We start from the raw sequence: 25,056 nt of genomic DNA, 5'->3' as shown, positions 1-25,056 counted from the left end.
CGACACCGTAGGGACGTGTGAGTCTCGCGTGAAGATTCAGCGGCTCAACAGCCGGGCCAGACGACGAACGGTTGACGAACGGTCACGCGGCCCCGTCGAACGGGGTTCGTCCAGGTGGAGGCGCAGCATCGCGGACGTCGCCCAGAGCGGTGGCCGGCCCCGGAGCGAGACCAGCGCCATTACGCCGAATGCCAGTGGTACCGACCAGGGTGCCGGTTGCTGCACCAAGATCGCCACCCAGCCGTGCAGCGCCGGGCCGGCGAGGGCGAACAGGATCGAGCCCGACGACGCGACGAGTCCCGTCAGGACGCCGGCGATGCCGCCGGCCGCGGTCAGCCGCGGCCACCAGATGCCGAGCACGAGCAGCGGGCAGAACGTCGACGCGGCCACGGTGAAGCCCCACGTGACGAGCACCCCCGCGTCGAGCTCGGCCGACCGCAGCGCCAGCAGCACCATGATCGCGGCGACGCCGAACACGGCGATCCGCAGCCGCCGCAGCCCGCCGGGCACGAGGTCGTGCGCGATCGCTCCGGACATCACCAGCAGCAGCCCGAGCGACGTCGCCAGGAACGCGGCGAACGCGCCCGCGGTCAGCAACGCCGTGAAGAGACCGCCGGCCCAGCCACTGTCCACTTGGTACGGCAGCGCGACGACCACGGTGTCCGTGGCGCCGGAGAGGTAGAGCCCCGGCACGAGGACGCGGCCGAGGACGCCGTAGACGCCGGGGAAGAGATAGAAGATCCCCAGTAGGGCCACCGTGATCGCGGCCGTGCGGCGGGCGGCGCGGCCATCCGGGCTGGTGTGGAAGCGCATGAGCACGTGCGGCAGGCCCATCGTGCCGAGCATGGTCGCGATGAGCACGGCCCACGTGCCGAGCAGCGGGTAGCCCTGGTCGCCGAGGTCGAGCAGCGGCCGCTGCCAGTCGGCGCCGCCGAGCGGGGCCCCGCCGCGGACCGCCGGGACCGCGGCGCCCGCGCCGAAGACGACCTCGTCCTGGCTGCGCGCGATGAATTCGCCGGGCGGCAGGGTTTCCACGACGCCGTTGCGCCGCACGGCGGTCGGCTCGCGGATCTCCATGGTGACTTCGACCTCGAACTTCACCGGCGTCTCGCGGGCGAAGTGGGTGAACTCGACCGGGTTCAGCGCGTCGGTCCGGTTGACCGCGCCCGCTTGGAGGACGAGCCAGATCGCCGGGATCAGGAACAGCAGCAGCTTCAGCACGAACTGGAACGCCTGCACGTACGTCGCCGCGCGCATGCCGCCCAAGGCGAGGGTGACGCTCACCGCGGCGCCGGCCAGCACGACGCCGACCCAGTACGGCGTGCCGCCCACCGCGGTGAGCACCAGGCCGGCGGTGCGGAACTGCGGGACGACGTAGATGGTGCCGATGACCAGGACGACCACCGCGGCCAGGCGGCGCAGCGCGGGGGAGTTGAGGCGCGCTTCGGCGAAGTCGGGGACGGTCAGCGCGCCCGAGCGCCGCATCGGCGCGGCGACGAGCACGAGCATCGCGATGTAGCCGGCAGTGAAGCCGACCGGGTACCAGAGCGCCCCGATGCCGTCCTTGACGACGAGCCCGGCGACGCCGAGGAAGGAGGCCGCGCTGAGGTATTCGCCGGAGACGGCGGCCGAGTTCACCAGCGGCGAGATCCGCCGGGACGCCACGAGGAAGTCCGACGTCGTGCGCATGGCGGCGACCCCGCGGACGCCGATGAGCAGCGTCACGAGCACGACGGGCGCGACGGCGAGCGCGACGCCCATCAGCCGGCTCCGCTCTCGAGCGCCCCAATGTGGCCTTGGTTGCGTTGAACGCACCGAAGGCCGCCTTGGGTGCGTTCAACGCACCGAAGGCCACATTGGGGCGCTGGGGGCCGGGCGGTCATTCGTCGTCCTCGAGGCGCTCGGCGCGGCGCAGCTGCCAGCGGGCCAGCAGGGCCATCGCCGGGTACGGGAGCACCGCGATCATCAACCAGGACACCGGAATCCCCAGCAGCCGCACGGTGTCCAGGCCGGGGAAGATCGCGAAGACGCCGGGGAGACCGAGCAGCAGGGCGAACATCAGGACGAGGGCGGGCACGCCGCGGCGGCGCTGGGCGCGGTACAACGCCGTCGCGCGCTGGGTGTCGCCCGCGGGGAGGCGCGGCTGACGCCAGCGGTGACGGGAGCGGCGCCGGGCGTGGGCGAGCCGGGTCTGCGGGCTGGTGACGGCGACCCGGCGGATCTTGCTCATCGCGAGCCCGGTCCGAGCTGACCTCGTTGAGCGGCTTCCAGCAGCCGGTCCCGCAGGTCGCGGGCGTGGCGACGGCTGACCGGGACGTCCCCGGCTTCGGTGTGGGCCAGCAGCCCGCCCGCCGAGTCACTCCGCAGCTCCAGCACCGCACCTACCGCCAGCAGGAACCCGCGGTGCACCCGGCTGAACCCGGTGCCCTCCCAGTACTCCTCGAGCCGCGAGATCGGCATCCGCACCAGGTGCACCCCGCCTCGCGTGTGCAGCCGGACGTAGTCGCCGTGGGCCTCCACGAACAGCACGTCGTCGCGGCGGACGTACCGCGTGCGCCCGCCGGACTCGACCGGCAAGGCCGCCATCGCGTCCGGGGTCGAGCGCGAAGACGGCGTCGCCATCCGCGAGACCTTGGCCAAAGCCGCGGACAGCCGTTCGGCTCGGACCGGCTTGAGCAGGTAGTCCACCGCGCCGATGCCGTACGCCGTCACCGCGTGCCCGTCGTGGGCCGTGACGAACACGATCACCGGCGGCTCGCTCAGCTTCGCCAGCAACCCGGCCAGCTCGAGCCCGTCGAGGCCCGGCATCGAGATGTCGAGGAACACCGCGTCGAACCTGTCGGCCTGAAGCAGCCTCAACGCCTTCAGCGCGTCGGCCGCGCCGACGACTTCGCCGACTTCGGGCGCTTCGCGCAGCATGCGGCACAGCTCGTCCAAGGCCGGCGCCAGGTCGTCGACGGCGAGCACCCTGAGCCCGGTCACGGCAGCACCCCCGGCTGGAACCGCGGCACCCGCACGACCACGCGGGTGCCCGCACCGACCTCGGTTTCCACGGTCAGCCCGTACCAGGCGCCGTAGACGTCCCGCAGCCGTCTGTCCACATTGGCCAGCCCGAGACCGGCGGGATCGTCGTCGCCGGTGCGCCCGGCCAGGATGTCCGCCGCGCGCTTCGGGTCCATGCCGACCCCGTCGTCCTCGACGAAGATCACGCAGTCGTTCCCTTCCGCCTGGCCGTGCACCTGGACCAGCCCGGTGCCCGACCGCGGCTCGATGCCGTGCCGGATCGCGTTCTCCACCAACGGTTCCAGCACGAGGTAGGGCACCGCGACGGCGAGGATCTCCGGCGCGACCCGCACCTGGACCCGCAGCCGTTCGCCGAGCACCGCGCGCTGCAGCGCCAGGTACGTCTCGATCGCGCGGAACTCCTCGGCGACCACTGTGTACTCGCCGTGCCGCGCGAGGCTGTAGCGGGTGTAGTCGGCGAAGTCGAGCATGAGGTCGCGGGCGCGGTCGGGGTCCGAGCGCACCAGCGACGCGATCACGGTCAGCGCGTTGTAAACGAAGTGCGGGGACATCTCCGCCCGCAGTGCCCGCAGTTCGGCCTGCGCCGCCTGTTCCGCCGACGCCTCGAGCCGCCCGCGTTCCAGAGCTTGCACGACCAGGTCCGCGGCCTGGGCCGCGACGGCGTCCCGGACGTCGCCGACGACCAGCAGCGCCCCGGCCAGCTCGTCGCGGACGTGCAGCGGCAGCACGAGGACGTCCGGCGCGGAGCCGGGTTCCTCGGTGTGGAGCACGCCGTCGAGGACCGTCGCGACGACCGCGTCCGGCCCCGGCCGCCCGGACCAGAGCAGCGAGCCGGACAGGTCGGTGAGGCCGAGGCCCGGGAAGCCGAACAGCCGGCGCAGGCCGTGCGCGGCCCGGCGCGCCCGGGTGCCGGCCAGGCCGTCGCGCAGGTCGTCGGTGATCCGGCGGGCGGCGGCGAGCACCGGCAGCGGGTCGGCGCGGGACGCCGGGCGCAGGTGCACGGTCATCGGGCCTCCCCTCGGCGGCGGTGTCCAGGGGACCAGATCCTACGGCTACCCCGGCTACTCGCGGTCGGACAGCACCTGGGCGTGGCGGCGGAAGCGGCGCCAGGTCCGGTAGTCGTCGAGCCCGGTGACCTCGGCGGGTTCCGGCACGCGCACCAGCAGGCTCGCGTCGGCCGGGTAGGGCCGGTCGGGCAGCGAGATCCAGCCCGTCGCGCGGGTCTCCTTCACCGCCACCCGCACCGGCCGGAACGTCGTCGGGTCGAGCCCTTCGCTGTGCCGGACGACCTCCTCGAAGAACCACGCCGACGTGATCAGCCCGAGCACGCCGGGCGACGCCTTGAGCGCCTCCTTCAGCGGCGCCGCGTCCAAGAGCCGGAACGCGTGGTTGATCGCCGGCGCGGTGACGCCGTGGTCGTCGTAGGCCACCTCACCCGCGTGCAGCGCCATCCGGAGCCGGATCCGGGCACCGGCGTGGTGGTTCAGGTTGTGCCGGTGCAGCGCCACGGCGAGCGCGTTGGGCAAGAATTCGACGAAGAGCCTCTTCGGGATCTGCGGCGGGGCGAGGACGAAGACGCCGTCACCGCAATCCTCGCTCCGGCAGGCCGTCCAGGGGACGCCCACGTCGTCGAACGCCCGGCAAAGCGCGCGGTACAGCCCGTCGCGCAGCGCCAAGCGGTGTGGTGTGGTCCTGCACCGATCGCCGTAACCCTCGACGTCCACGGCGAAGATCGTCCGGTGCACGGCCGATCGTTCGTAGTTCATCGCACCCTCCCTGCGATCATGCATGTGTAAATGCATGTGCAGATGAGTGTGACGGGGGGCACCCGTCCGTGGAACGGGCCGTGCGGTGAGCGGTTGCCCCACCGCGGTAACCGGCAGTGACCGATCATCGGCGGTGAAACCGCTGGTCAAGGCCCTGCGAGGGGTGCGCGCACCCCTCGCAGGGACCTGACGGACGAGATCAGCAGGATTGCTTGTAGAAGTACTGAGAGTTGGCGTCCATGTCCGCCTTGGTGATCGAGTGCAGCTCCGCGGTCAGGTTCCGCGTCACCGGCTTGCCCTCGATGGCCGCCACGGCCTGCTGGACGCCCTGGGTGCCGATCGAGGCCGGGTCCTGGGCGATCAGGGCCTGGTACTGGCCGCTCTTCAGGCCTTCGACCTCGGACGGGCTGGCGTCGAAGCCGATCAGGTTCACCGCGCCGACCTTGCCGGAGTTGCGGAGGCCGGTCGCCGCGCCTTCGCCGGTGTTGAGGTTGGTCGCGAAGACGCCGATGAGGTCCGGGTTGGCGGCCAGCGCCGCGGTCACCTTGGACGCGGCCTGGTCGGGCTCGTTCTGGGTGAACTGGATGCCGATGGACTTGAGGTTCGGGGTGTTCTTGAGCTCCTCCTCGAAGCCCTTCGCGCGCGCCGCCGTCGTCGACGTGCCGGCGATGGTGTCGAGCACCAGCACCGAGCCGGTCTTGCCGCCGGCCAGCTTGCCCATCGTCTGGGCGGCGAGCTTGCCGCCCTGGGCGTTGTCGGAGGAAATCGACGACGCCGCGACGCCCGTGTCCTTGAGCGCGGTGTCGACCTCGACGATCTTCGCACCGCGCGCCTTGACCTGCTGGATCGGCGCGAGCATCGCCGTGTCGTCGGTCGGCGCGATGAGCAGCGCGGCCGGCGGGTTCGTGCCGAGCGCGTTCACCAGCTGGGTCTGCAGCGGCGCGTCGAACTTCTGGGGCGCCTGCGTGGTCAGCTCGTAGCCGAGCTTCTTCGCCTCGGCCTCCGCGCCGCACTGCAGGGAGATGTAGAACGGCTCGGCCTGCACCCCCGGGATCAACGCGAGCTTCTTGGCGTTGGCCGAGTTGGCCTGGCTGGTGCCGCCGCCGGTGTCGCCCACCGTGCCGGAACCGCACGCGGTGAGCAGCGCGGCGGCGGACGCCAGCGCGCCGGCCGCGACGAGCGTCTTGGTCAAGTTCATCGAAAGCACCTCTTTGTACTCGGGAACTCAGCGGGAGTTGCGTTGACGGCGGCGGCGCTGGTCGAACCAGACCGCGGCGATGAGCACGGCGCCGACCGCGATCATCTGCCAGAAGTCCGGGACGCCGGTGATGTTGAACCCCTTCTTCAGCACGGCCGGGATGAACACGCCGATCACGGTGCCGAGCACCGAGCCGATGCCGCCGAAGAGGCTCGTCCCGCCCATCACCGTCGCCGCGATGGCGTTGAGGTTGTCGCTGGTGTGCCCGGTGATGGTGGTCGAGTTGTAGTAGGCCAGCGACAGGAACCCGGCGAGCCCGGCCAGGACGCCGGTCAGCGTGTAGACCTTCATCAGGTGCGCGGTGACGCCGATGCCCGCGCGCCGCGCGCCTTCGGCGTTCGAGCCGATGGCGAACGTGTAGCGGCCGAACTTCGTGGTGTGCAGCAGCCACGCGCCGACCAGCGTGATCACCACGGCGATCAGCACCAGGTTCGGGACGACGCCGAACGACGTGCCGTAGCCGAGCTCCTTGTTGAGCACCACCGGGACCGTGCGCACGTCGCTGCCGTTGTTGAGCAGCAGGGACGCGCCGAGCGCCGCGCCCATCGTGCCGAGCGTGACGATCAGCGGCGGGATGCCCGCGACGGCGATGAGGAAGCCGTTGATCAGGCCCCACACCGTCCCGGCGAGGATGGCGACGATCAGCCCGACGATGATCACGCCCCAGCCCGCGCCACCGGCGTTGCCGCCGGACATCGCCTCCATCGTCTTGCCGCCGACCATGCCGGCGAAGATGAGCACCGAGCCCACCGACAGGTCGATGCCGGACGTGATGATCACGAACGTCATGCCGACCGAGAGCACCAGCAGCACGGCCGTCTCGATGAGCAGCAGCTGGAAGTTGTACAGCGTCGGGAACGCGTCCGGCGCGAGCACGCTGAACACGATGATCAGCGCCACCAGCACCAGCGCGATCCAGAACGTGTTGGCGCCGACGAGGCGCTTGCCCAAGGGGCGCTTGCCGAAGCCTTGCTCGACCGTGGACTGGATCTCGGGCGCGCTCACGCCGCCTCCTCCTGCACGAGCGCGCCGGTCATCGCGGCGACGAGGTCCTCGAGCTTCGTGTCCGACCCGGTGAAGCGGGCGACGCGCTTGCCGAGCCGCAGCACCTCGACGCGGTCGGCGACCGACAGCACCTCGGGCATGTTGTGGCTGATCAGCACGACGGCGATACCCTTGTCGCGCACCTTCTTGATGACGTCGAGCACGCGCTCGCGCTGCACCACGCCCAAAGCCGCGGTCGGCTCGTCCATGAACACGACCTTCGACGCCCACACGACCGAACGCGCGACCGCGACGCTCTGGCGTTGCCCGCCCGACAGCGAGCCGATCGGGACGTCGGTGCTTTGCAGCGTCACGCCGAGGCGCTGGAACTCTTCGACGGCCTGTCGCCGCATCTCGGCCTTGTCGAGCATCCCGAGCTTGCCGAGGATGCCCTTGCGGTGGATTTCGCGGCCCAGGAACAGGTTCGCCGCCGGGTCCAGGTCCGGGGCGACGGCCAGGTCCTGGTACACGGTCTCGATGCCCATCCGCCGGGCCGTGGTCGGCGAGTCGAAGCGCGTCTCGGCGCCGTCGAGGAGGATCTTCCCCGATGTCGGCTGTTCCGCGCCCGAGAGGCACTTGACCAAAGTGGACTTGCCGGCGCCGTTGTCGCCGATCAGCGCCGTCACCTCGCCCGCGCGGGCCTGGAAAGCCGCTCCGCGCAAGGCTTCGACCGACCCGTAGTGCTTGGTCAGGTCGACCGCTTCCAGCAGGATTTCGCTCATCCGTGCCTCTCCTCCGGCGCCGGTGGCCGGCAGCGGATCACCGTCGCCGTGCCGGACAGCTCGGTCTGGCCGGCGTCGAACGGCACGACGTAGGTGTCGCCCTTCGCCAGCGCGTGCTCGCCGCCGTGCTCGGTGCGCAGGGTGCCTTCGCCGTCGAGGACGACGAGCACCGCGAACGACGGGTCGAGTGACAACGTTGTCGCCTCGTCCGTACGCAGTTGTTCGGCTCGGAAGAACCGCTCCGATCCGCCGGCCAGCAGGTCCACGGTGGACGCGCGGTCGCCCGCGGTGCGCTTGATGATCGTCTCCAGGCGCCCGGCGTCCCAGCCCGAGGTGTCGAGCGCCTCGATGGCGGTGTCGAAGCCGATCCCGAGGTGGCCCTTCTCCGGGGACGCGAGGAAGTCGCGCCACTCGATGGTGAGCGAGAAGTCCGTCGGCTGCTGCAGCTCGACGACGAACACGCCCTCGCCGATCGCGTGCGGCAGCCCGGCCGGGATGTAGACGGTGTCGCCGGCGGTCACCGGGACGCTGTTCAGCGCGCCCAGCATCGACGGCACGTCCTGCTCCCGCGTCCACTCGGACACGGTCGCCTTGGACAGCGTCTCCTTGAAACCGGGGTAGACGCGCGGGTCGTCGCCGTAGGTGCCGACCACGATCCACGCCTCGGTCTTGCCGAAGTGGGAGTCGAAGTGCTGCTTCGCGAAGGCGTCGTCCGGGTGGAAGTGCACGGGCAGCCGCTGGCCCGCGTCGAGCAGCTTGACCAGCAGGCCGGTCGACGTCCCGAGCGCCTCGACGTGCTTGGCGCCGAGCCAGCCGTTCGGGTTGGCGATGACGGCGTCGCGCAGCCAGTCGCCGCTCGGGAGCCGGGTCAGGCCGTTGGTGTCCTGGCCGAACATGGTGCTCACCGAGGCGACCCAATCCTCCGGGCCGAACTTCTTCTCCGGCGAGGCGCCGCGCAGCGCCGCGATGGCGTCGCCCCCGCGGTAGAACTGCGGCGGCTGGTTGGCCGGGAGCCGGATGGGTTCGAGGGTCACGGGGCGACCTCACCGGAACCGCGGGCGACGAGATGCACGGGCAGGACGACCTTTCTGGGCGGGGACTGATCTCCTTGGACGCGCGCGAAGAGCAGCTCGGCCGCGGCGTGGCCGAGGGCGCTGACGTCGTGCGCGACGACGGTGACCGGCGGGTCGAGCAGGTCCGCCAGCTCGAAGTCGTCGAAGCCGACCATCGCCGGGCGGTAGTCGGCGTGGGCGAGCGCGCGCAGCAGGTGCACGGCGACCCGGTTGTTGCCCGCGATCACCGCGGTGGCCGCGTCGGGGCCGTGCAGCAGCCGCTTGACCGCGTCGCCGATGCCTTCCTGCGTCGGCGTCCGCATGGAGACCAGGGACTCGTCGTAGGAGATCCCGTTGCGGACGCAGCCTTCGCGGAACCCGCGCAGGCGCTCGGCCGCGGTGAAGATGTCCGGGCTGTCGCCGAGGAACGCGATCCGCCGGTGGCCGTGCTTCGCCAGGTGGGTGACGGCCTCGATGGTGCCGCCGAGGTTGTCCACCAGCACGGTGTCGGCCACGATGTCGCCGGCCGGGCGGTCGATGAACACCACCGGCGTGCCCGCGCGCATCTCCGGTACCAGGTAGCCGTGCTGCAGGCCCGCCGGGACGACGAGGATGCCGTCCACCCGCCGTGCACAGAACTCCAGGACGAGCTCGCGCTCGCGGTCGGAGTTCTCCTCGGACGAGCCGGTGAGCACCTGGCGCCCGAACGACGTCGCGATGCGCTCGACCGCGCGGTTCAGCTCGGAATAGAAGGGGTTGCCGACGTCCTCGACGATCAGCCCGATGGTGCCGGTCGTCGACCCGCGGCGCAGGTTGCGCGCGCCCAGGTTGCGCCGGAACCCCAGCTGTTCGATGGCCGCCATGACCCGCTCGGCGGTGTCCGGGTGCACCGCCGGTTCGTCGTTGACCACGCGCGAGACGGTCTTGATGCTCACGCCCGCCAGCCGGGCCACGTCACTCATCGTGGCCCGCCTGCTCGCGGTGCGCGTGCTGCCGTCCCGGTCCCGGCCGGGGGGAGACAACGTTGTCATAGTGCACGGGATTGAACGCCACCCGCCGGTGGGTTGTCAACGCTCCACGCGCGAATTGTGCCGATTCGGCTACCGACGTCGTAGGACAGACGGCTGATCATGCTGTCCCGAAGTGGACAGGTCTTGACGCGGCCCTTGACTGTCTGGTGAGCCGCTGCCCAAGGTGGCCCGGTTCGACCGACTGCGCGACAAGGTTGTCATTTCGGTCGCGCTGACGACGTGAGAGGCGATGGCCATGGCGCGATTGCGCTTCAGAGCCGGTTTGACCTTTTTGGCATTGGCGGTGACGGCAGCGGTGGCTCCCGCTGTCCCCGCGACGGCAGCTCAGAACACCGATTTCGCGAAGTGGGTCAACCCCTTCGTGGGCACGCGGCCCGGCGGGGCCGACCACGGCACCGGGGGCGGTGCCGGCAACACGTTCCCGGGCGCGGTCGCACCGTTCGGGATGGTCCAGTGGAGTCCCGACACGGTGAAGTCCCAGCCCGGCGGGTACTTCTACGACGACAACGCCCTGACCGGATTCAGCCTTACGCACCTTTCGGGTGCGGGCTGTTCGACCTATCAGGACATCCCGTTCATCCCTTATGTCGGTGAAGTGACGACTTCGCCGGCCACCGACCCGGCGCACTACACGTCGAAGTTCTCGCACGCCAACGAACACGCGACCGCGGGCGCCTACGACGTCACCCTCGACAGCGGCGCGAAGGTCGAGCTGGCCGCGACCCAGCGCACCGGCTCCGCGCGGGTGACCTACCCGGCCGGCGCGTCCTCGACGTTGCTGGTCAACACGTCCGGCTCGGTCAACGGCACCGACGACGCGTCGATCACCATCGGCAAGGACACCATCAGCGGCTGGGCCACGAGCGGCCGCTTCTGCGGGGCGCAGAACAGCTACCGCGTGTACTTCTCCGCCAAGTTCGACACGCCGTTCGAGTCGATCGGCACCTGGAAGAACGGCGCCGTGACGCCGGGCAAGTCCGCCGAAACCGGCGGTGCCAAGGCGAAGGTCGCGCAGCCCAACGGCGTCGACGCCTCCATCGCGCGCCCGGCCAAGGCCAAGCAGCAGGACACCACCGTGTCCGGCCCGGGCAGCGGCGGGTACGTCAGCTTCGCCAACCTCAACGGCGCGCAGGTGAACGTCCAGGTCGGACTGTCCTTTGTGTCCGTCGACGGCGCGAAGGCCAATCTCAAGGCCGAGAACACGAAGAAGTCGTTCGACACGGTCGCCGCGGGTGCGCGCAAGGCGTGGAACGACCAGCTCGGCAAGATCGCCGTCTCCGGCGGCTCGGACGCCGACATGACGACGTTCTACACGTCGCTGTACCACTCGCTGATCCAGCCGAACGTATTCTCCGATGTGGACGGTCAGTACCCGGGCTTCGACGGGCGGATCCATAAGGCCGACAAGGGCCACGCGATGTACACGAACTTCTCGGGCTGGGACATCTACCGCTCGGAGGTCCCGCTCCTGGCGACGATCGATCCGAAGGAGACGTCGGACATCGTCCGGTCGATGATGGCCTACGCCGAGCAGGGCGGTTCGTGGGACCGCTGGACGGTGGCCAACGACTACACGGGCGTGATGAACGGCGACCCGTACCACATCATCGTGTCCAGCGCGTACGCGTTCGGCGCGCGTGACTTCGACGCCCAGAAGGCGTTGCTGCTCATGATCAAGGGCGCCACCCAGCCGACGCAGGGCTACACCGAGCGGCCGGGCCTGGACGACTACCAGAAGCTGGGTTACGTGCCGGGTGCCGGCGCGGACACGCTCGAGTACACCAGCGCCGACTTCTCCATCGCCGAGTTCGCGAAGCGGCTGGGCGACAGCGCGACGTACACGACGTTCATGAAGCGCGCGCAGAACTGGCAGAACCTCTACAACCCGGGTACCGGGCACCTGCAGCCGCGCAACGCGGACGGCTCGTTCGCCGGCACCTACGACCCGGCCAGTTCGCAGGGCTGGGTCGAGGGCAACGGCGCGCAGTACGAGTGGATGGTGCCCTACGACCTCGGCGGCGTCGTGACGGCGTTCGGCGGGAACACCGCGACGCAGTCCCGGCTGGACACCTTCTTCACCCAGCTGAACGCGGGCACGCAGGAGCCGTACGCCTTCATGGGCAACGAGCCGAACTCCAACGCGCCGTACGTCTACTCGTATGCGGGCGCCCCGGCCAAGACCCAGTCGATCGTGCGCCGCTCGATGGACGAGCTGTACAACCCGAATCCCGAAGGCCTGATCGGCAACGACGACCTCGGCCAGATGTCGGCCTGGTACGTCTGGTCGGCGCTCGGCATCTACCCGGAGATCCCGGGCCGCGCCGAGACGCTGCTCGTCACCCCGCGCTTCGAGCACGCCGTGCTCACCACCGGCGCGGGCAAGAAGATCACCATCAACGCGCCGGGCACCGGTGACTACGTGGGCAGCCTGAAGGTCAACGGTGGCGCGGCTTCGAAAGCGTGGCTGCCGGAGGCGCTCATCTCCGGTGGCGGCAAGCTCGACTACACCCGCTCCGCCACGGCGACCGCGTGGGGCAGCGCTCCGGCCGACGCGCCGCCGTCGTTCCGCGAGCAGGAGAAGCCCAGCCTGTCCTTTGTGGACCCGGCTCGCGCGGTGACACCCGCGGGGTCGACGTCTTCGGCGTCGGTCGGGGTCCAGGACCTCTCCGGCACCGCCCGGACCTGGACCTACGCCGCGGGCAGCGTCGACGGGGTCACGCTGACCCCGGCGTCGGGCAGCATCGCCGTCCCGGCCGGTGGCAAGGCGCACGCCGACCTGACGGTTTCGGTGCCGGCGGGGCTGGCCGACGGTGCCCGCCGCATCCCGGTGACGTTCTCGTCGCCGGGCGTCGCCTCGACGCAAGCGGTGCTGACGGTGCTCGTGGCGCAGCCGAACAGCTGGCTCGCCACGGTCGACAACGCCGGCATCTCGCCGGACTCCGACTCGTCGGCGGCCAACTTCGACGGCGGCGGCTGGAGTTACTCGGCCGACGCGCTGGCCGCGGCCGGCGCGACCCCGGGCGGCACGGTGACCAGTGACGGCATCAAGTTCACCTGGCCGTCGTTCCCGGTCGGCGACCCCGACAACGCGGTCGCCAACGGCCAGACGGTGAACGTGACGGGCTCCGGACGGCTCGCGCTGCTCGGCTCGGCGTCCAACGGCAACGCGTCCGGCACGCTGACGATCACCTACACCGACGGCAGCACGTCCACCGCGACCATCGGGTTCTCCGACTGGACCCTCGGTGGCGGCGGCGCGCAGCCGTCGTTCGGCAACCGGATCGTGCTGTCCACGCCGTACCGCAACGCTTCGGGCAGCGACCCGCAGCAAATCCGCACCATGGTGTTCGGCACCAACCCGATCACCCTCGACACGGGCAAGACGGTAGCGAGCGTGACGCTGCCGTCCAACGTCAGCGGCGGCGCGCTCCACGTGTTCGCCATCGCCGTCGGCCAGTAAATGATTGTTCGTGAAGGCCACCTTGAGGAACTACAAGTTCCTCAAGGTGGCCTTCACGGCTTTTGGCCTAAGGAGGAAGCTCAGTGAAGAGCAAGGTTTTGGCGGGCGCGGTGGCGCTCGCCGTGGTGGCGACGGGGGTGAGTCCCGTCGTCGCGGAAGCGGCCGGCGGGGACGCCCTGGACGCCGTCAACACGTTCATCGGCACGCAGGACGAGGGCAACACGTTCCCCGGCGCCTCGGCGCCCTTCGGGATGACGCAGGTCAGCCCGATCACCTCGCACTACGCCGGCTACCGCTACACCGACACCGCGATTCGCGGCTTCGGGCACTTCTTCCTCTCCGGCGCGGGCTGCTGGGAGCAGGGCGGCCTCGTCTCGACGCTGCCGACGACCGGCGAGATCGGCCCCGGCAAGGCGTTCGACACGACCAAGCCCGCCACTTTCGACCAGACGAAGTACGCGGCGCCGTTCACCCACGACGGCGAGGTCGGCAAGCCCGGCTACTACAAGGTCCACCTGACCGGCTACGGCGGCGTCGACGTCGAGACGACCGCGGCGACCCGCGCGGGTGTCGAGCGGTACACCTTCACCAAACCCGGTGACGCCAACGTCTTCGTCAACGTCGGGCAGGCCAACGACAAGGAACCGGTGACGGGCAGCAGCATCCGCGTCGTCGACGACCGGACCGTCGAAGGAACCGTGGAGTCGCAGGCGTTCTGCGGCGGCAAGGCCTACACGACGTACTTCACGACGAAGTTCGACAAGCCCTTCAAGTCCTCGGGCACGTGGTCCCCGACCGGCGGCACGCCCGGGTCCCGCGAGTCGGCCGGCGGCGCGGGCCTGCGTGGCGCGTGGCTGACCTTCGCTGGTGGTGGCCAGGTCACGGCGACCACCGCGATCTCCCAGGTGGACGCGCAAGGCGCGCGGGTCAACCTGGCCTCGGAGCACATCCGGTCGTTCGACGCGGCGAAGGCGGATATTCAGCGCACCTGGCGTAAGGAATTGTCCACTGTGGACATCAAGGGCGGTTCGACCGACGACCGCACGGTGTTCTACACCTCGCTCTACCACGCGCTGCTGCAGCCGCTGACCGCGAACGACGCGGACGGGCGGTACTACGGCTTCGACAAGAAGATCCACCGCGCGGTCGGCTGGACGTACTACGAATTCTTCTCGCTGTGGGACACCTACCGCACGCAGAACCAGCTCCTCGCCCTGCTGCGGCCCAGCCGCGCGAAGGACATCGCCAAGAGCGTCCTGGCCATCCACGACCAGGGTGGGTGGCTGCCGCGGTGGGCGTACGCCAGCCAGGAGACGAACACGATGACCGGCGACCCGGTCACGCCGTTCCTCGTGGACCTCTGGCGGTTCGGCGCCCTGTCGGGCAACGAGATGCGCGCCTACCAGGCGTTGCTGCAGAACTCGACGCAGATCCCGCCCGCGTCGTCGCCGTTCCAGGGCCGCTCCGGCAACGCGAGCTACCAGCAGGACGGGTTCGTCCAGTACGACCCGAACTTCCCGAAGAAAGGCCAGGACACCGACCCGAACCACGGCGCTTCGGCCACTCTGGAGTACGCGCTCGGTGACTGTTCGCTGTCGGTCATGGCCGCGGCGCTCGGCAAGAAGGACGACGCGGCGGCGTTGAAGGAGAAGGGCCGGACCTACCGGACGCTGTGGGACGAAACGCAGACCGACCGCGGTTTCACCGGCTTCTTCCGGCCGAAAGTCGCCGGCGGCGACTGGTTCAGCCCCGCCGACAAGCCGTACAGCCCGCAGAGCCAGGACGGCTTCCACGAGGGCACGGCCTGGCAGTACCAGTGGCTGGTCCAGCAGGACATCCCCGGCCTCGAGCAGCGGATGGGCGGCCCGGCGGCCACCGGCAAGCGGCTCGACGACTTCTTCGCCTACGACGAACTGGTGAAGAACCCGGCGACGGCCGTCCGCGAGAACTGGGTCGTCGGCCCGTACGACTACTACGACCAGTTCCGCTACAACCCGAACAACGAGCCGGACCTGCACTCGCCGTGGATGTACGCGCTCACCGGCCAGCCGGCGAAGACGTCGGCGGTCGTGCGGTCGGCGCACACGCTGTTCACCAACGCGCCCAACGGCGTCACCGGGAACGACGACCTCGGCACCATGTCGGCCTGGTACGTCTTCAGTGCTCTCGGTCTCTATCCCGCTGTCCCAGGGACTGGGAACTTCGTGCTGAACACGCCGCGGTTCGCGAAGTCCGTGGTGCACCTGGAGAACGGGCGCGACATCACGATCAAGGCGCCGGGCGCGGACGGCTCGAAGCTGCAGTACGTCTCGGGCCTCGAGGTCGGCTCGAAGCCGAGTGACCGCGTGTACGTCAATGTGGACCAGCTGAAGCGGGGCACCACGCTCGACTTCGGCATCACGGAGGACGCGGCGGCGGCGACGTGGGCGACGTCACCGTCGTCGGCACCGGTTTCGCCCTGCGCGGAGTAGACGTCGGACGCTCGCGGCCGTGGTCCAGACCACAGTGGACCACGGCCGTGAGCATCGTCACGGGCCCCGGTGTTCCGGTGAGGGCCGTCACGCCTCACACTGGTCTCAGCACGTCCGACAGCGCCGTTGACGTCCACAGGCAGTCCGCCTTGGACGGTGCGTCGGGCGTTTTTCGTGCCCGTACCACAGTGGTGAGACCCCACAGGAGGAAGAAGTGTCCAGCAAGGCCGCTCTAGTTTTCCGCGTGGCCGCAGTTGCCGAAGCCCTGTCCTGGGCGGCGCTGCTTGTCGGGATGTTCCTCAAGTACGTCGTGCACTCCTCCGGTGAGGGCGGCGTGCCCGTCATCGGCATGGTGCACGGCGTGATCTTCGTCCTCTACGTGGTCGTCTCCCTGTCCGTGGCGAAGCCGCTCGGCTGGCGCCCGAAGACGCTGGTCCTCGCCCTGCTCGCGAGCATCCCGCCGCTGTTCACGTGGCTGTTCGAGAAGTGGGCGCTGCGCAACGGCAAGCTCGACGGCCCGCAGCGGCTGACCCACGGCGGTGTCGGCCTGTTCCGGATCCAGGAGCCGGTCGCCGTCTGATCCCAGCATCCGAGAAAGGGCCCGCGTCGACGACGCGGGCCCTTTCTCGTATCGGACCGCCTACTCGGTGAAGTCGCCGGTGGCCCGGCGCACCTTCGTCAACAGGTCGGTCAGCTGCTCGGTCTGCCGTTCGGTCAGGCCGCTCAACCCGAAGTCGATCTCGGTGACCGCGGCGGTCGCGGACTCGCGGCGCTTGCGGCCTTCCTCGGTGATCTCGATGAGTGTCGTGCGCCGGTCGGTCGGGTGCGGGACGCGCTTGACGAGCCCGTCGCGCTCCAGCCGGTCGACTATGTTGGTGACACTGGTGGGGTGCAGCTGGAGCCGCTCGCCCATCACCCGCATCGGCAGGCTGGCGCTGCGGGCGAAGGTGAGCAGCACCAGCGCTTCGTATCGGGCGAAGGTCAGGCCGTGCGGCTTGAGCGCGCCGTCCACCGCGGACTGGATGATCTGCTGGACCCGCATCACGCCGGTGACCGCGGCCATGGTGCCGGAGGGCCCGATCCGGGCCTCCCAGAGCTGTGCCGCGCGGGCGATCGGGTCGAACGGCAGCGGACGGTTCATGACACGCGAAGTTACCAGCGGGTACCGGCGGGTGTCGCCCGACCGGCGGAAAGAACACCGAAGAAGGGACTTCCAACATGATCGTCGCGTTCAGCGTGAGCCCGTCCGGCGGGGAGCCCGACGGCGGGGTCAGCGAGGCCGTCGCGCGGGCGGTGAAGGTGGTCCGCGAGTCCGGGCTGCCCAACTCGACCAACGCGATGTTCACCAACATCGAGGGCGAGTGGGACGAAGTGATGGACGTCGTGAAGCGGGCGGTCGAGGCCGCGGGGGAGGGCTCGGCGCGGGTCGGCCTGGTCCTGAAGGCCGACATCCGGCCCGGCTTCTCCGACCAGCTCGAGGCCAAGGTGGACCGCATCGAAGCCCACCTCCGCGACGCCTGACCCAGTTCTCGCTGGGGTCAGGGGAGCGGCGGGGTGAAGGCGACCGTCCAGCGGCCGTCTTCACTCGTCACGTTCAGCGGATAGCTGAACGGCCTGCCGTCGCCGAGGGCGCCCGTGACCGTCGCGCGGACCGGGGCCGCCGCGTCCGGGCCCAGCTCCACGCGCACGTCGTGGACGCCGTGGTCCGCCAGCACCGTGACGTAGTCCTTCGCGAAGTCGTCGCCGCCGGAACCCGGGTAGTCGAGCAGGCCGGCGAACGCGTCGGCGTCGTGCCCGGAGAGTGCCGCGGAAAGACGGTCGCGCAGCTCGCCGGGGGAGCCGGCGCCCGGGTCCGGTTCCTGCACGATGAGCAGCGTCACCGCGCCGATCCAGACGACGGCGGCCGCGATCGACAGGCCCACCTTCACGTCACGCCGGATGTGCACCGGCCGAGCCTGCCCCACGCGGCGCCGTCCTGCCAAGCGGACCGGCCGGGCACCCGGTGAAACTCCGCAGGCGGGCGTGCCAGGATGGAACCCGTGACACAACCACGCGGATCTGCAGCGAAGTCAGCGGCCCTGTCCGCCGCCCTCTCCGGCGCGGTCGACCTGTCCGCGCTCAAGGCCCGCGCCGAATCGGCGCAGAGGCAGCCGGCCCCGCCCGCGAGCGGTCCCGGCCCGGCGGGTGACGCACCCCCGCCCGCCCCGTCGTCCGGCGCCGTGATCGACGTCACCGAGGCCACTTTCCAGGCCGAGGTCGTGGAGCGGTCCCTGCACCAGCTGGTGATCGTCGACCTGTGGGCCGAGTGGTGCGGACCGTGCAAGCAGCTGTCCCCGGTGCTGGAGCGGATGGCCGCCGAGTCCGGTGGCGCCTGGGTCGTGGCGAAGGTCGACGTCGACGCGAACCCGCGCATCGCGCAGCTGTTCGGCGCGCAGTCCATCCCGACGATCGTCGCCATCGGCGGCGGCCAGCCGGTCGACGCCTTCTCCGGCGCGCTGCCCGAGCCCGAGATCCGCAAGTGGATCAACGCGCTGCTCGACGCCCTGCGCGACAAGCTCCCGGCGATCGCCGAGGCCGAGGCCAACGGCGGTGGCCCGGTCGAGGAACCCGAGGACCCGCGCTTCACCGAGGCGGAGGAGGCCTTCGAGCGGGGCGACTTCGCCGCCGCGCAGGCCGCGTACGAGCGCATCCTCGACGTCGAACCGGCGAACGAGCTGGCGAAGAACGCCCTGGCCCAGGTCAAGTTCACCGCCCGCGCGGAGAGCGCCGACCCGGAGGCGCGCGCGAAGGCCGACGCCGACCCGTCCGACCTGGCGGCCCAGCTCGACGCGGCCGACCTCGAGATCGCGGAGAACAACGTCGAGGCGGGCTTCAAGCGCCTGATCGACACGGTCCGCCGCACCGCGGGCGACGACCGCAACAAGGTCCGCGAGCACCTGGTGGCGTTGTTCGACCTCTTCGACCCGGCCGACGACCGCGTCATGAAGGCCCGCCGCGACCTGGCTTCCGCCCTGTTCTAAAGCCATGAAGGCACCCTCATGGCTCTAAGCCGTGAGGGTGCCTTCATGACCTCAGGTCAGGCGTACTGCTTCGAGCAGACCGAAGACCCCTCGAGGTACCCGCGCCGCAGTGACTCGACGCGGTCGAAGCCGCTGTCCGGGCGCTTCCCGTTGACGTCCGCCGACACCAGGCTCTCCGGCTGCAGCAGGTCCGCGATCGCCTCGTCGAGGTCGCCCGCCGAGAGCCGCAGGTCGCCCGGCCGGTTCGTGAACGCCGCCCACGCGCCCACCAGGCAGGCCGTGCGCAGCCCCGCGTTCGCGTTGTCGATCGACGCGCCGACACCCTTCTGGATGCCCAGCGCGTACCGCGAAGCGACCTCCGAGAACGCGGCGAAGTCGCCCATGCCGCCCGGGTCCTCGCCCTTCATCTCCGCGTCGCGGTCGATCGGCTGCGCCAGCTGCGACAGCTTCGCCAGGTCGATGCTCACCGTGTTGTCGGCCGGGCAGTACGACGCCGGCGGCGTGGTCTGGCAGCTGCCGCCGTCGGCGATCTCCGGCGCGGCCACCCCGGCGCCCTTGAACGCCTCGTCGAGGCTCTTCTTCAGCAGCTCGACGGCCGAGTCGGTGAACTTCGCGTCGCCCTTGCCGGTGTCGCCCTTGTCGAACGGGCGCTCGGTGAGGCGGGCCTTGACGTTCTCGGTGTTCATCGCCGCGCACTCCTTCGGGCCCTTCTCGAACCCGGTCTGGAACGCGAAGGTGCGGTCGAACGCCGTGCCGTGCGCGCCGCGGTCGGCGCCGCTGGTGCCCGCCTGGTCGCGGATCAGGAACATCGCCGCCATGACCTGGTTCAGGCCTTCGGACGTCGACACCTGGTAGTACTTGCTCTTGTTCTCGGCGACCCAGCGGAAGTAGCCGCCGGCGAAGCAGTCGGCCTGCTGCTCCTTCACGACGGTCGGGGTGCTCTTGGTCATGTTGGCCTTGTCGCCGAGCCGGTACTGGACGGCGTGGCCGAACTCGTGGGCCAGCACGACGACCACGGACATCGGCCCGAACCGCTGGCGCAGCATCGGCAGCAGCACCCCGCGGTCCCACGCCACCGAGTCGTCGACCGAGCAGTAGAACGCGTTCACGAGCTTCTTGACGCTGCCGCAGCCGGTCTTCTCGGTGTCGGTCTGCGAGTCGTAGGACAGCAGCGACTTCACCGGTTCGAACTGCTCCCCGAAGTCGGCCGGCAGCCGCTCGTTCCAGTACGTCTGGACGTCGTCGATCGCGGCGGTGGCGAGCTTGTCGTCCTCGCCGCCGTCGGCGTTCTTGACGTCGATGGTCGGTGTGGGCGCGTCCGGCTTGAGGCCGCTCTCGAAGTGCGTCACCGGCAGCCCGGCGACGGACCCGGCGCCGGTGTCCTTGCCGGGGTCGCCCGTGGCGCCACCCTTGCTGTCGCACCCGCTCACGGCCACCGCCGCGACGGCGAGCAACGCGACCAGCGCGCGCCGTCCTCCCCCTGGGATCATCTGTCCACTCGCTCTCGTGCCCACCCGGTACCCGACGGGCAGGACCCTACCCAGGGCATACGCGGAGCGTGCACGTTATCCCCGAACTACTCCCTGCGCAGGCGGGGCCGCGGCCCGATATCGTCGCTTCCCATGCGTGCAGTCCGCCGGTTCACCGTCCGTGCCAGCCTTCCCGAGTCGCTGTCCGGCCTGGGCGCGCTGGCCACCAACCTGCGCTGGACGTGGCACCCGCCGACGCGCGACCTGTTCGCGTCGATGGACGCCGAGCTGTTCAACGCCGTGCGCGACCCGCTGCGGATGCTCACCGCGCTGCCGCCGTCGCGCCTGGACGAGCTCGCCGTCGCCGACGACTTCCTCGCCCGCGCCCGGGACGCGGCCGCGGACCTGGAGAACTACCTGTCGGAGCCGCGCTGGTACCAGCAGCGTGACGACGCCGAACTGCCGCCCGCGGTCGCCTACTTCTCCATGGAGTTCGGCGTCACCGAGGCGCTGCCGAACTACTCCGGCGGCCTCGGCGTGCTGGCCGGCGACCACCTCAAGGCCGCTTCCGACCTGGGCGTGCCGATGGTCGGCGTCGGGCTGCTCTACCGCAACGGCTACTTCCGGCAGTCGCTCTCGCTCGACGGCTGGCAGGTCGAGCACTACCCGGTGATCGACCCCAACGCGTTCCCCCTCGAACTGCTCACCGTGGGCGGCCGGCCGGTGCTGATCGGCGTCGCGATGCCGGGCGGGCGCGAGCTGTGCGCGCAGATCTGGCAGGCCCGCGTCGGGCGGGTGCCGCTGCTGCTGCTCGACACCGACACCGAAGCCAACGACGACGACCTGCGCGGCGTCACCGACCGGCTCTACGGCGGCGACGCCGACCACCGGCTCCGCCAGGAGATCCTGGCCGGCATCGGCGGGTTCCGCGCGGTGCGGAAGTACTGCGAGATCACCGGCCACCCGCAGCCGATGGTCTTTCACACCAACGAGGGACACGCGGGATTCCTCGGCCTCGAACGCGCCCGCGAGATCGTGCAGGCGGACGGGCTCGCGTTCGACGAGGCCATGCCCGCGGTCCGCGCCGGGACGCTGTTCACCACGCACACCCCGGTCAGCGCGGGCATCGACCGGTTTCCGGTGGACCTGGTGCAGCGCTACTTCAACGACGGCAGGCTGGTGCCGGACATCGACCCGAGACGCGTGCTCGCGCTCGGCGCCGAAGACAACCCCGGCCTGTTCAACATGGCGCACATGGGCCTGCGGCTGGCGCAGCGCGCGAACGGCGTCTCCCAGCTGCACGGGCGCGTCACCCGCAAGATGTTCTCCCGGCTGTGGCCCGGGTTCGACCACGACGAGGTGCCGATCTCGTCGGTGACCAACGGCGTCCACGGCCCGACGTGGGTGGCGCGCGAGCTGAGCACGCTGCTCGGCCGCGAATGGGGCCTCGACGTCGGCGAGGGGCCGCTGCGCGACGGCGTTTCGGACGCCCAGCTGTGGGGGCTGCGGCGCGAGCTGCGCGAGAAGCTGGTGCACGAGGTGCGGCGCCGGGTGCGCGCGGCGTGGCTGCAGCGCGGCGCGTCCCCGCTGGAGCTGGGCTGGGTGGACTCCGTGTTCGACCCGGACGTGCTGACCGTCGGGTTCGCCCGCCGCGTACCCACGTACAAGCGGCTGACGCTGATGCTGCGCGACCCCGAGCGGCTGCGCACGCTGCTGCTGGACGAGCAACGGCCGATCCAGGTCGTCGTCGCCGGGAAGTCGCACCCGGCCGACGAGAACGGCAAGCAGCTGATCCAGCAGATCGTCCGGTTCGTCGACGGCGCGGACGTGCGGCACCGGATCGTCTTCCTGCCGGACTACGACATGTCGATGGCCCGCTACCTCTACCGCGGCTGCGACGTCTGGCTGAACAACCCGGTGCGGCCCCTGGAGGCGTGCGGGACGTCGGGCATGAAATCCGCGTTGAACGGCGGCCTCAACCTCTCCATCCGCGACGGCTGGTGGGACGAGTGCTACGACGGCAGCAACGGCTGGGCGATCCCGACCGCGGACGGCGTCACCGACCCCCTGCGCCGTGACGACCTGGAGGCCGCGGCGCTGTACGAGCTGCTCGGCCAGCAGATCTCACCGCTGTTCTACGACCGGTCGGGTGACGGCGTGCCGACCGGCTGGCTGTCGATGGTGTGGCACACGCTGGAGACGCTCGGCCCGCGGGTCCAGGCGTCCCGGATGGTCCGCGAGTACGTCGACAACGGTTACCTGCCGGCGTCCCGCATGGTCGCGGAAGCGACCGGCGACGGCTACCGCGGCGCGCTCTCGCTGGCGGACTACCGGACCAAGCTCGAGGTGTCGTGGCCGCGGCTGCGGATCTTCGACTCGGAGCTGCTGGTCGAGGCGACCGAGCCCCTGGTGGTCGGCACGGAGGTGACGATCCGGGCCCGCATCGACCTGGCCGGGCTGGATCCGTCCGAAGTGGACATCCAGGCGGTGGTCGGCCGGGTCGGCGACGACGACGAGCTGCGCGACGCGGTCACGGTCCCGATGACGGCCGACGGCATCGGCGCGTTCGCGGCGCGGCTGAAGCTGCCGCGGCCGGGGTCGATCGGGTACACGGTGCGGGTGCTCCCGAAGCACGGTCTGCTGGCCGCCCCGGCCGAACTCGCGCGCGTGGTGCTGGCCTGAGCTGGAGTCACTCCGGAAAAACCGGACTGACCTGGAGTTACTCCACCTCGGCACGGCGGAAAACCACGCCGCGCCCCGGCCTGTGCCGCGTTAAGTTGAACGCATGCGCTTCGGAATGTTCGTCCCGCAGGGCTGGCGGCTCGACCTCGCCGGCATCGACCCCGCGGACCACTGGAAGACCATGCTCGGCCTCGCGAAGCACGCGGAGGCCGGGCCCTTCGAATCGATCTGGGTCTACGACCACTTCCACACCGTGCCCGTCCCGACCGAAGAGGCCACGCACGAGGCCTGGTCGCTGATCTCGGCGTTCGCCGCCGCGACGGACACCGTGCGGCTCGGGCAGATGTGCACCTGCATGGGGTACCGCAACCCGGCCTACCTCGCGAAGGTCGCCGCCACCGCGGACATCATTTCCGGCGGCCGCGTCGAGATGGGCATCGGCGCCGGCTGGTACGAGCACGAGTGGCGGGCCTACGGCTACGGCTTTCCCGGCGCCGGCGACCGGCTCGGCCAGCTCGACGAGGGCGTGCGGATCATGCGCGACCTCTGGACGACCGGGAAGTCCACACTGGACGGCAAGCATTATCGGACCGACGGTGCCATCCTGCGTCCGCTGCCGCCGCAGGAAGGCGGCCTCCCGCTGTGGATCGCTGGCGGCGGCGAGAAGAAGACGCTCCGGATCGCCGCGAAGTTCGCGAAGTACACGAACTTCGCCGCCGACCCGGAGACCTTCACCCGCAAGTCGGAGATCCTCGCTCAGCACTGCAAGGACGTCGGCACCGACTACGACGCGATCGTGCGCTCGGCCAACCACAACATGGTTCTGGGCGAGACCGAAAAGGACGTCCAGGACAAGCTGGCCTGGCTCAAGTCCCACCTCGGCAAGTACGCCCCGGCGGACGCCGCCGAGCGCTGGCACGCCAACTTCGTGAACAGCCCGGTCACCGGCACGCCCGAGCAGGTCACCGAGAAGCTCGCCGCCCTGGGCGAGCTGGGCATGTCCTACGCGATCTTCAACTTCCCCGAAGCCGCGTACGACCGCTCCGGCATCGATCTGTTCGCCGAGAAGGTCGCGCCCGCACTCGTCTAGGGCACCGCGGGGCTGCCGCCGGTCTGCACGGGCAGGCCGGCGGTGGCCCACGCGCGGAAGCCACCGTCGAGGTCGGTGGCGTTGCGCAGGCCCAGCCGCTGCAGGTCCGCCGCCGCCAGGCTCGACGAGTAGCCCTCGTTGCACAGCACGACCACCGTCGTGTCCGCGGTCACCGAAGGCAGCTTCCACTCGCTGTCCGGCGCGAGGCGCCACTCCAGGTGGATCCGCTCGACGACCACCGAGCCGGGGATCTCGCCCTCGGCCTCGCGGTTCGAAAACGGCCGGATGTCGACGAGCAACGCGCCCGCCTCCTGCAGCTCGCGGGCTTTTTCCGGCCCCACGCGGTCCAATCCGGACCGCGCGTCGGCCAGCAGCGTGTCGATGGCGCTCATCCGTGGACGATAACCGGCAGCGGCGGGATCTCGGCCGGGACGTCGGCGAGCGTCGCGTATTCCCGCGTCGGCACCAGCGGCGGCGAATAGGCGTGGACGCTCGCCGCGGGCGCGTCCCCGATCCCGGTGACCTGGTGGGCGCGGCCGGCGCCGAAGCCGATGCCCTCGCCGGCGACGTGCGTGCGGCGCCGGACCGGGCCGCCGGGATAGCGGTACTCTTCGCCCAGTTCGCCCTGCAGGACGGTGAACGAGCCGGACGCGCCGCCGTGGTCGTGCGGCTTGGTGTGCTGGCCGGGCAGCCACGACAGCAGCCACAGCTCGACGCCGTCGGTCAGCGCGAGCCGGGCCCACCAGCGGCGGTCTTCGTCGAACCGCAGGATGTCCTGGACGCTCGCGGTCAGCTCGGTCGTGACGGTGGCCGTCAAGTCGGCCAGCTCACGCGGGGTCCACAGCAGCCGCGACGGGTGCAGCAGCTCGGGCAGCAGCGGATCGGTCAGCCGCGGGTGGATCTCGACGGCGGGACGGGTGATCGAAGTGGTCAACGCAGGAGCTCCTCGGACGCGAAGGTGATCGGG

At 70.6% G+C, this 25,056-nt stretch carries 22 protein-coding genes; 7 read left to right on the top strand and 15 right to left on the bottom strand.

All coding sequences use genetic code 11. The annotated features are described in order from the left end of the window. Positions 1-36: 36 nt before the first annotated feature. From AB0N03_RS10870 to AB0N03_RS10825, 10 genes are all read right to left on the bottom strand, one after another. A complete protein-coding gene (locus AB0N03_RS10870) occupies positions 37-1,761 on the bottom strand; it encodes a cation acetate symporter (protein WP_364368686.1) in 1,725 nt (574 codons plus the stop codon). A gap of 118 nt (positions 1,762-1,879) precedes the next feature. Continuing rightward, positions 1,880-2,230, bottom strand: a complete 351-nt coding sequence (locus AB0N03_RS10865) for a hypothetical protein (RefSeq protein ID WP_364368683.1) — start codon at positions 2,228-2,230, stop codon at positions 1,880-1,882. Further along, a complete protein-coding gene (locus AB0N03_RS10860; protein ID WP_364368680.1) occupies positions 2,227-2,982 on the bottom strand; it encodes a LytTR family DNA-binding domain-containing protein in 756 nt (251 codons plus the stop codon). Before AB0N03_RS10860 ends, AB0N03_RS10865 begins: the two co-directional genes overlap by 4 nt. Then, positions 2,979-4,031, bottom strand: a complete 1,053-nt coding sequence (locus AB0N03_RS10855; protein ID WP_364368677.1) for a histidine kinase — start codon at positions 4,029-4,031, stop codon at positions 2,979-2,981. Before AB0N03_RS10855 ends, AB0N03_RS10860 begins: the two co-directional genes overlap by 4 nt. Before the next feature lie 54 nt (positions 4,032-4,085). After that, complete coding sequence (locus tag AB0N03_RS10850) at positions 4,086-4,790, bottom strand: hypothetical protein (RefSeq protein WP_364368674.1); 705 nt, start codon at positions 4,788-4,790, stop codon at positions 4,086-4,088. Between the two features lie 199 nt (positions 4,791-4,989). Further along, entirely contained in the window at positions 4,990-5,988 is a 999-nt protein-coding gene (locus AB0N03_RS10845) for an ABC transporter substrate-binding protein (protein ID WP_364368671.1), read from the bottom strand. A gap of 27 nt (positions 5,989-6,015) precedes the next feature. Next, on the bottom strand, positions 6,016-7,053 hold the full coding sequence (locus AB0N03_RS10840) for an ABC transporter permease (protein ID WP_364368668.1): 1,038 nt from the start codon (positions 7,051-7,053) through the stop codon (positions 6,016-6,018). After that, the gene (locus tag AB0N03_RS10835) at positions 7,050-7,814 is read right to left on the bottom strand and encodes an ATP-binding cassette domain-containing protein (protein WP_364368665.1); all 765 of its coding nucleotides are present in this window, start codon (positions 7,812-7,814) and stop codon (positions 7,050-7,052) included. Before AB0N03_RS10835 ends, AB0N03_RS10840 begins: the two co-directional genes overlap by 4 nt. Beyond that, positions 7,811-8,848, bottom strand: a complete 1,038-nt coding sequence (locus AB0N03_RS10830) for a class I mannose-6-phosphate isomerase (RefSeq protein ID WP_364368662.1) — start codon at positions 8,846-8,848, stop codon at positions 7,811-7,813. The genes AB0N03_RS10835 and AB0N03_RS10830 overlap by 4 nt, the downstream gene beginning before the upstream one ends. Then, positions 8,845-9,828, bottom strand: coding sequence for a LacI family DNA-binding transcriptional regulator (locus AB0N03_RS10825; RefSeq protein ID WP_364368660.1), 984 nt, complete (start codon positions 9,826-9,828; stop codon positions 8,845-8,847). The genes AB0N03_RS10830 and AB0N03_RS10825 overlap by 4 nt, the downstream gene beginning before the upstream one ends. Before the next feature lie 298 nt (positions 9,829-10,126). Here AB0N03_RS10825 and AB0N03_RS10820 point away from each other — a divergent pair, with 298 nt between their 5' ends. From AB0N03_RS10820 to AB0N03_RS10810, 3 genes are all read left to right on the top strand, one after another. After that, positions 10,127-13,357 (top strand): GH92 family glycosyl hydrolase, encoded by a 3,231-nt coding sequence (locus AB0N03_RS10820; RefSeq protein ID WP_364368657.1) that lies wholly within the window; start codon positions 10,127-10,129, stop codon positions 13,355-13,357. 83 nt (positions 13,358-13,440) lie between these two features. Beyond that, complete coding sequence (locus AB0N03_RS10815) at positions 13,441-15,828, top strand: GH92 family glycosyl hydrolase (protein WP_364368654.1); 2,388 nt, start codon at positions 13,441-13,443, stop codon at positions 15,826-15,828. A gap of 214 nt (positions 15,829-16,042) precedes the next feature. Continuing rightward, positions 16,043-16,408, top strand: a complete 366-nt coding sequence (locus AB0N03_RS10810) for a DUF3817 domain-containing protein (RefSeq protein WP_364368651.1) — start codon at positions 16,043-16,045, stop codon at positions 16,406-16,408. Between the two features lie 60 nt (positions 16,409-16,468). Here the strand turns inward: AB0N03_RS10810 and AB0N03_RS10805 are convergent, their stop codons facing one another. Then, positions 16,469-16,969, bottom strand: coding sequence for a MarR family transcriptional regulator (locus AB0N03_RS10805; protein WP_364368648.1), 501 nt, complete (start codon positions 16,967-16,969; stop codon positions 16,469-16,471). Between the two features lie 77 nt (positions 16,970-17,046). Here AB0N03_RS10805 and AB0N03_RS10800 point away from each other — a divergent pair, with 77 nt between their 5' ends. Next, complete coding sequence (locus AB0N03_RS10800) at positions 17,047-17,349, top strand: thiamine-binding protein (protein WP_364368645.1); 303 nt, start codon at positions 17,047-17,049, stop codon at positions 17,347-17,349. A 17-nt stretch (positions 17,350-17,366) separates the two neighbouring features. Here AB0N03_RS10800 and AB0N03_RS10795 read toward each other — a convergent pair whose 3' ends face one another. Next, entirely contained in the window at positions 17,367-17,774 is a 408-nt protein-coding gene (locus AB0N03_RS10795; protein WP_364368642.1) for a hypothetical protein, read from the bottom strand. 93 nt (positions 17,775-17,867) lie between these two features. Here AB0N03_RS10795 and AB0N03_RS10790 point away from each other — a divergent pair, with 93 nt between their 5' ends. Beyond that, entirely contained in the window at positions 17,868-18,848 is a 981-nt protein-coding gene (locus AB0N03_RS10790; protein WP_364368639.1) for a tetratricopeptide repeat protein, read from the top strand. A gap of 56 nt (positions 18,849-18,904) precedes the next feature. On the opposite strand, the gene AB0N03_RS10785 is transcribed toward AB0N03_RS10790, so the two are convergent. Next, on the bottom strand, positions 18,905-20,338 hold the full coding sequence (locus AB0N03_RS10785) for a neutral zinc metallopeptidase (protein WP_364368637.1): 1,434 nt from the start codon (positions 20,336-20,338) through the stop codon (positions 18,905-18,907). Positions 20,339-20,470: 132 nt separating this feature from the next. Between AB0N03_RS10785 and glgP the strand changes: the two genes are divergently transcribed. Together glgP and AB0N03_RS10775 are read left to right on the top strand one after the other, a co-directional pair. Then, complete coding sequence (glgP, locus tag AB0N03_RS10780; RefSeq protein WP_364368634.1) at positions 20,471-22,999, top strand: alpha-glucan family phosphorylase; 2,529 nt, start codon at positions 20,471-20,473, stop codon at positions 22,997-22,999. 103 nt (positions 23,000-23,102) lie between these two features. Next, positions 23,103-24,089, top strand: coding sequence for an LLM class F420-dependent oxidoreductase (locus AB0N03_RS10775; protein WP_364368631.1), 987 nt, complete (start codon positions 23,103-23,105; stop codon positions 24,087-24,089). Here AB0N03_RS10775 and AB0N03_RS10770 read toward each other — a convergent pair. Both AB0N03_RS10770 and AB0N03_RS10765 read right to left on the bottom strand, forming a co-directional pair. Then, the gene (locus AB0N03_RS10770; protein WP_364368628.1) at positions 24,086-24,481 is read right to left on the bottom strand and encodes a rhodanese-like domain-containing protein; all 396 of its coding nucleotides are present in this window, start codon (positions 24,479-24,481) and stop codon (positions 24,086-24,088) included. The genes AB0N03_RS10775 and AB0N03_RS10770 overlap by 4 nt on opposite strands. Further along, entirely contained in the window at positions 24,478-25,023 is a 546-nt protein-coding gene (locus AB0N03_RS10765) for a cysteine dioxygenase family protein (RefSeq protein WP_364368626.1), read from the bottom strand. The genes AB0N03_RS10770 and AB0N03_RS10765 overlap by 4 nt, the downstream gene beginning before the upstream one ends. Positions 25,024-25,056 lie beyond the last annotated feature (33 nt).

It is taken from the genome of Amycolatopsis sp. NPDC051061 (assembly GCF_040682935.1).
Lineage (GTDB): Bacteria > Actinomycetota > Actinomycetes > Mycobacteriales > Pseudonocardiaceae > Amycolatopsis.
Note: the sequence above shows the minus strand (reverse complement) of the source record. Positions and strands in the feature narration are given on the sequence as shown.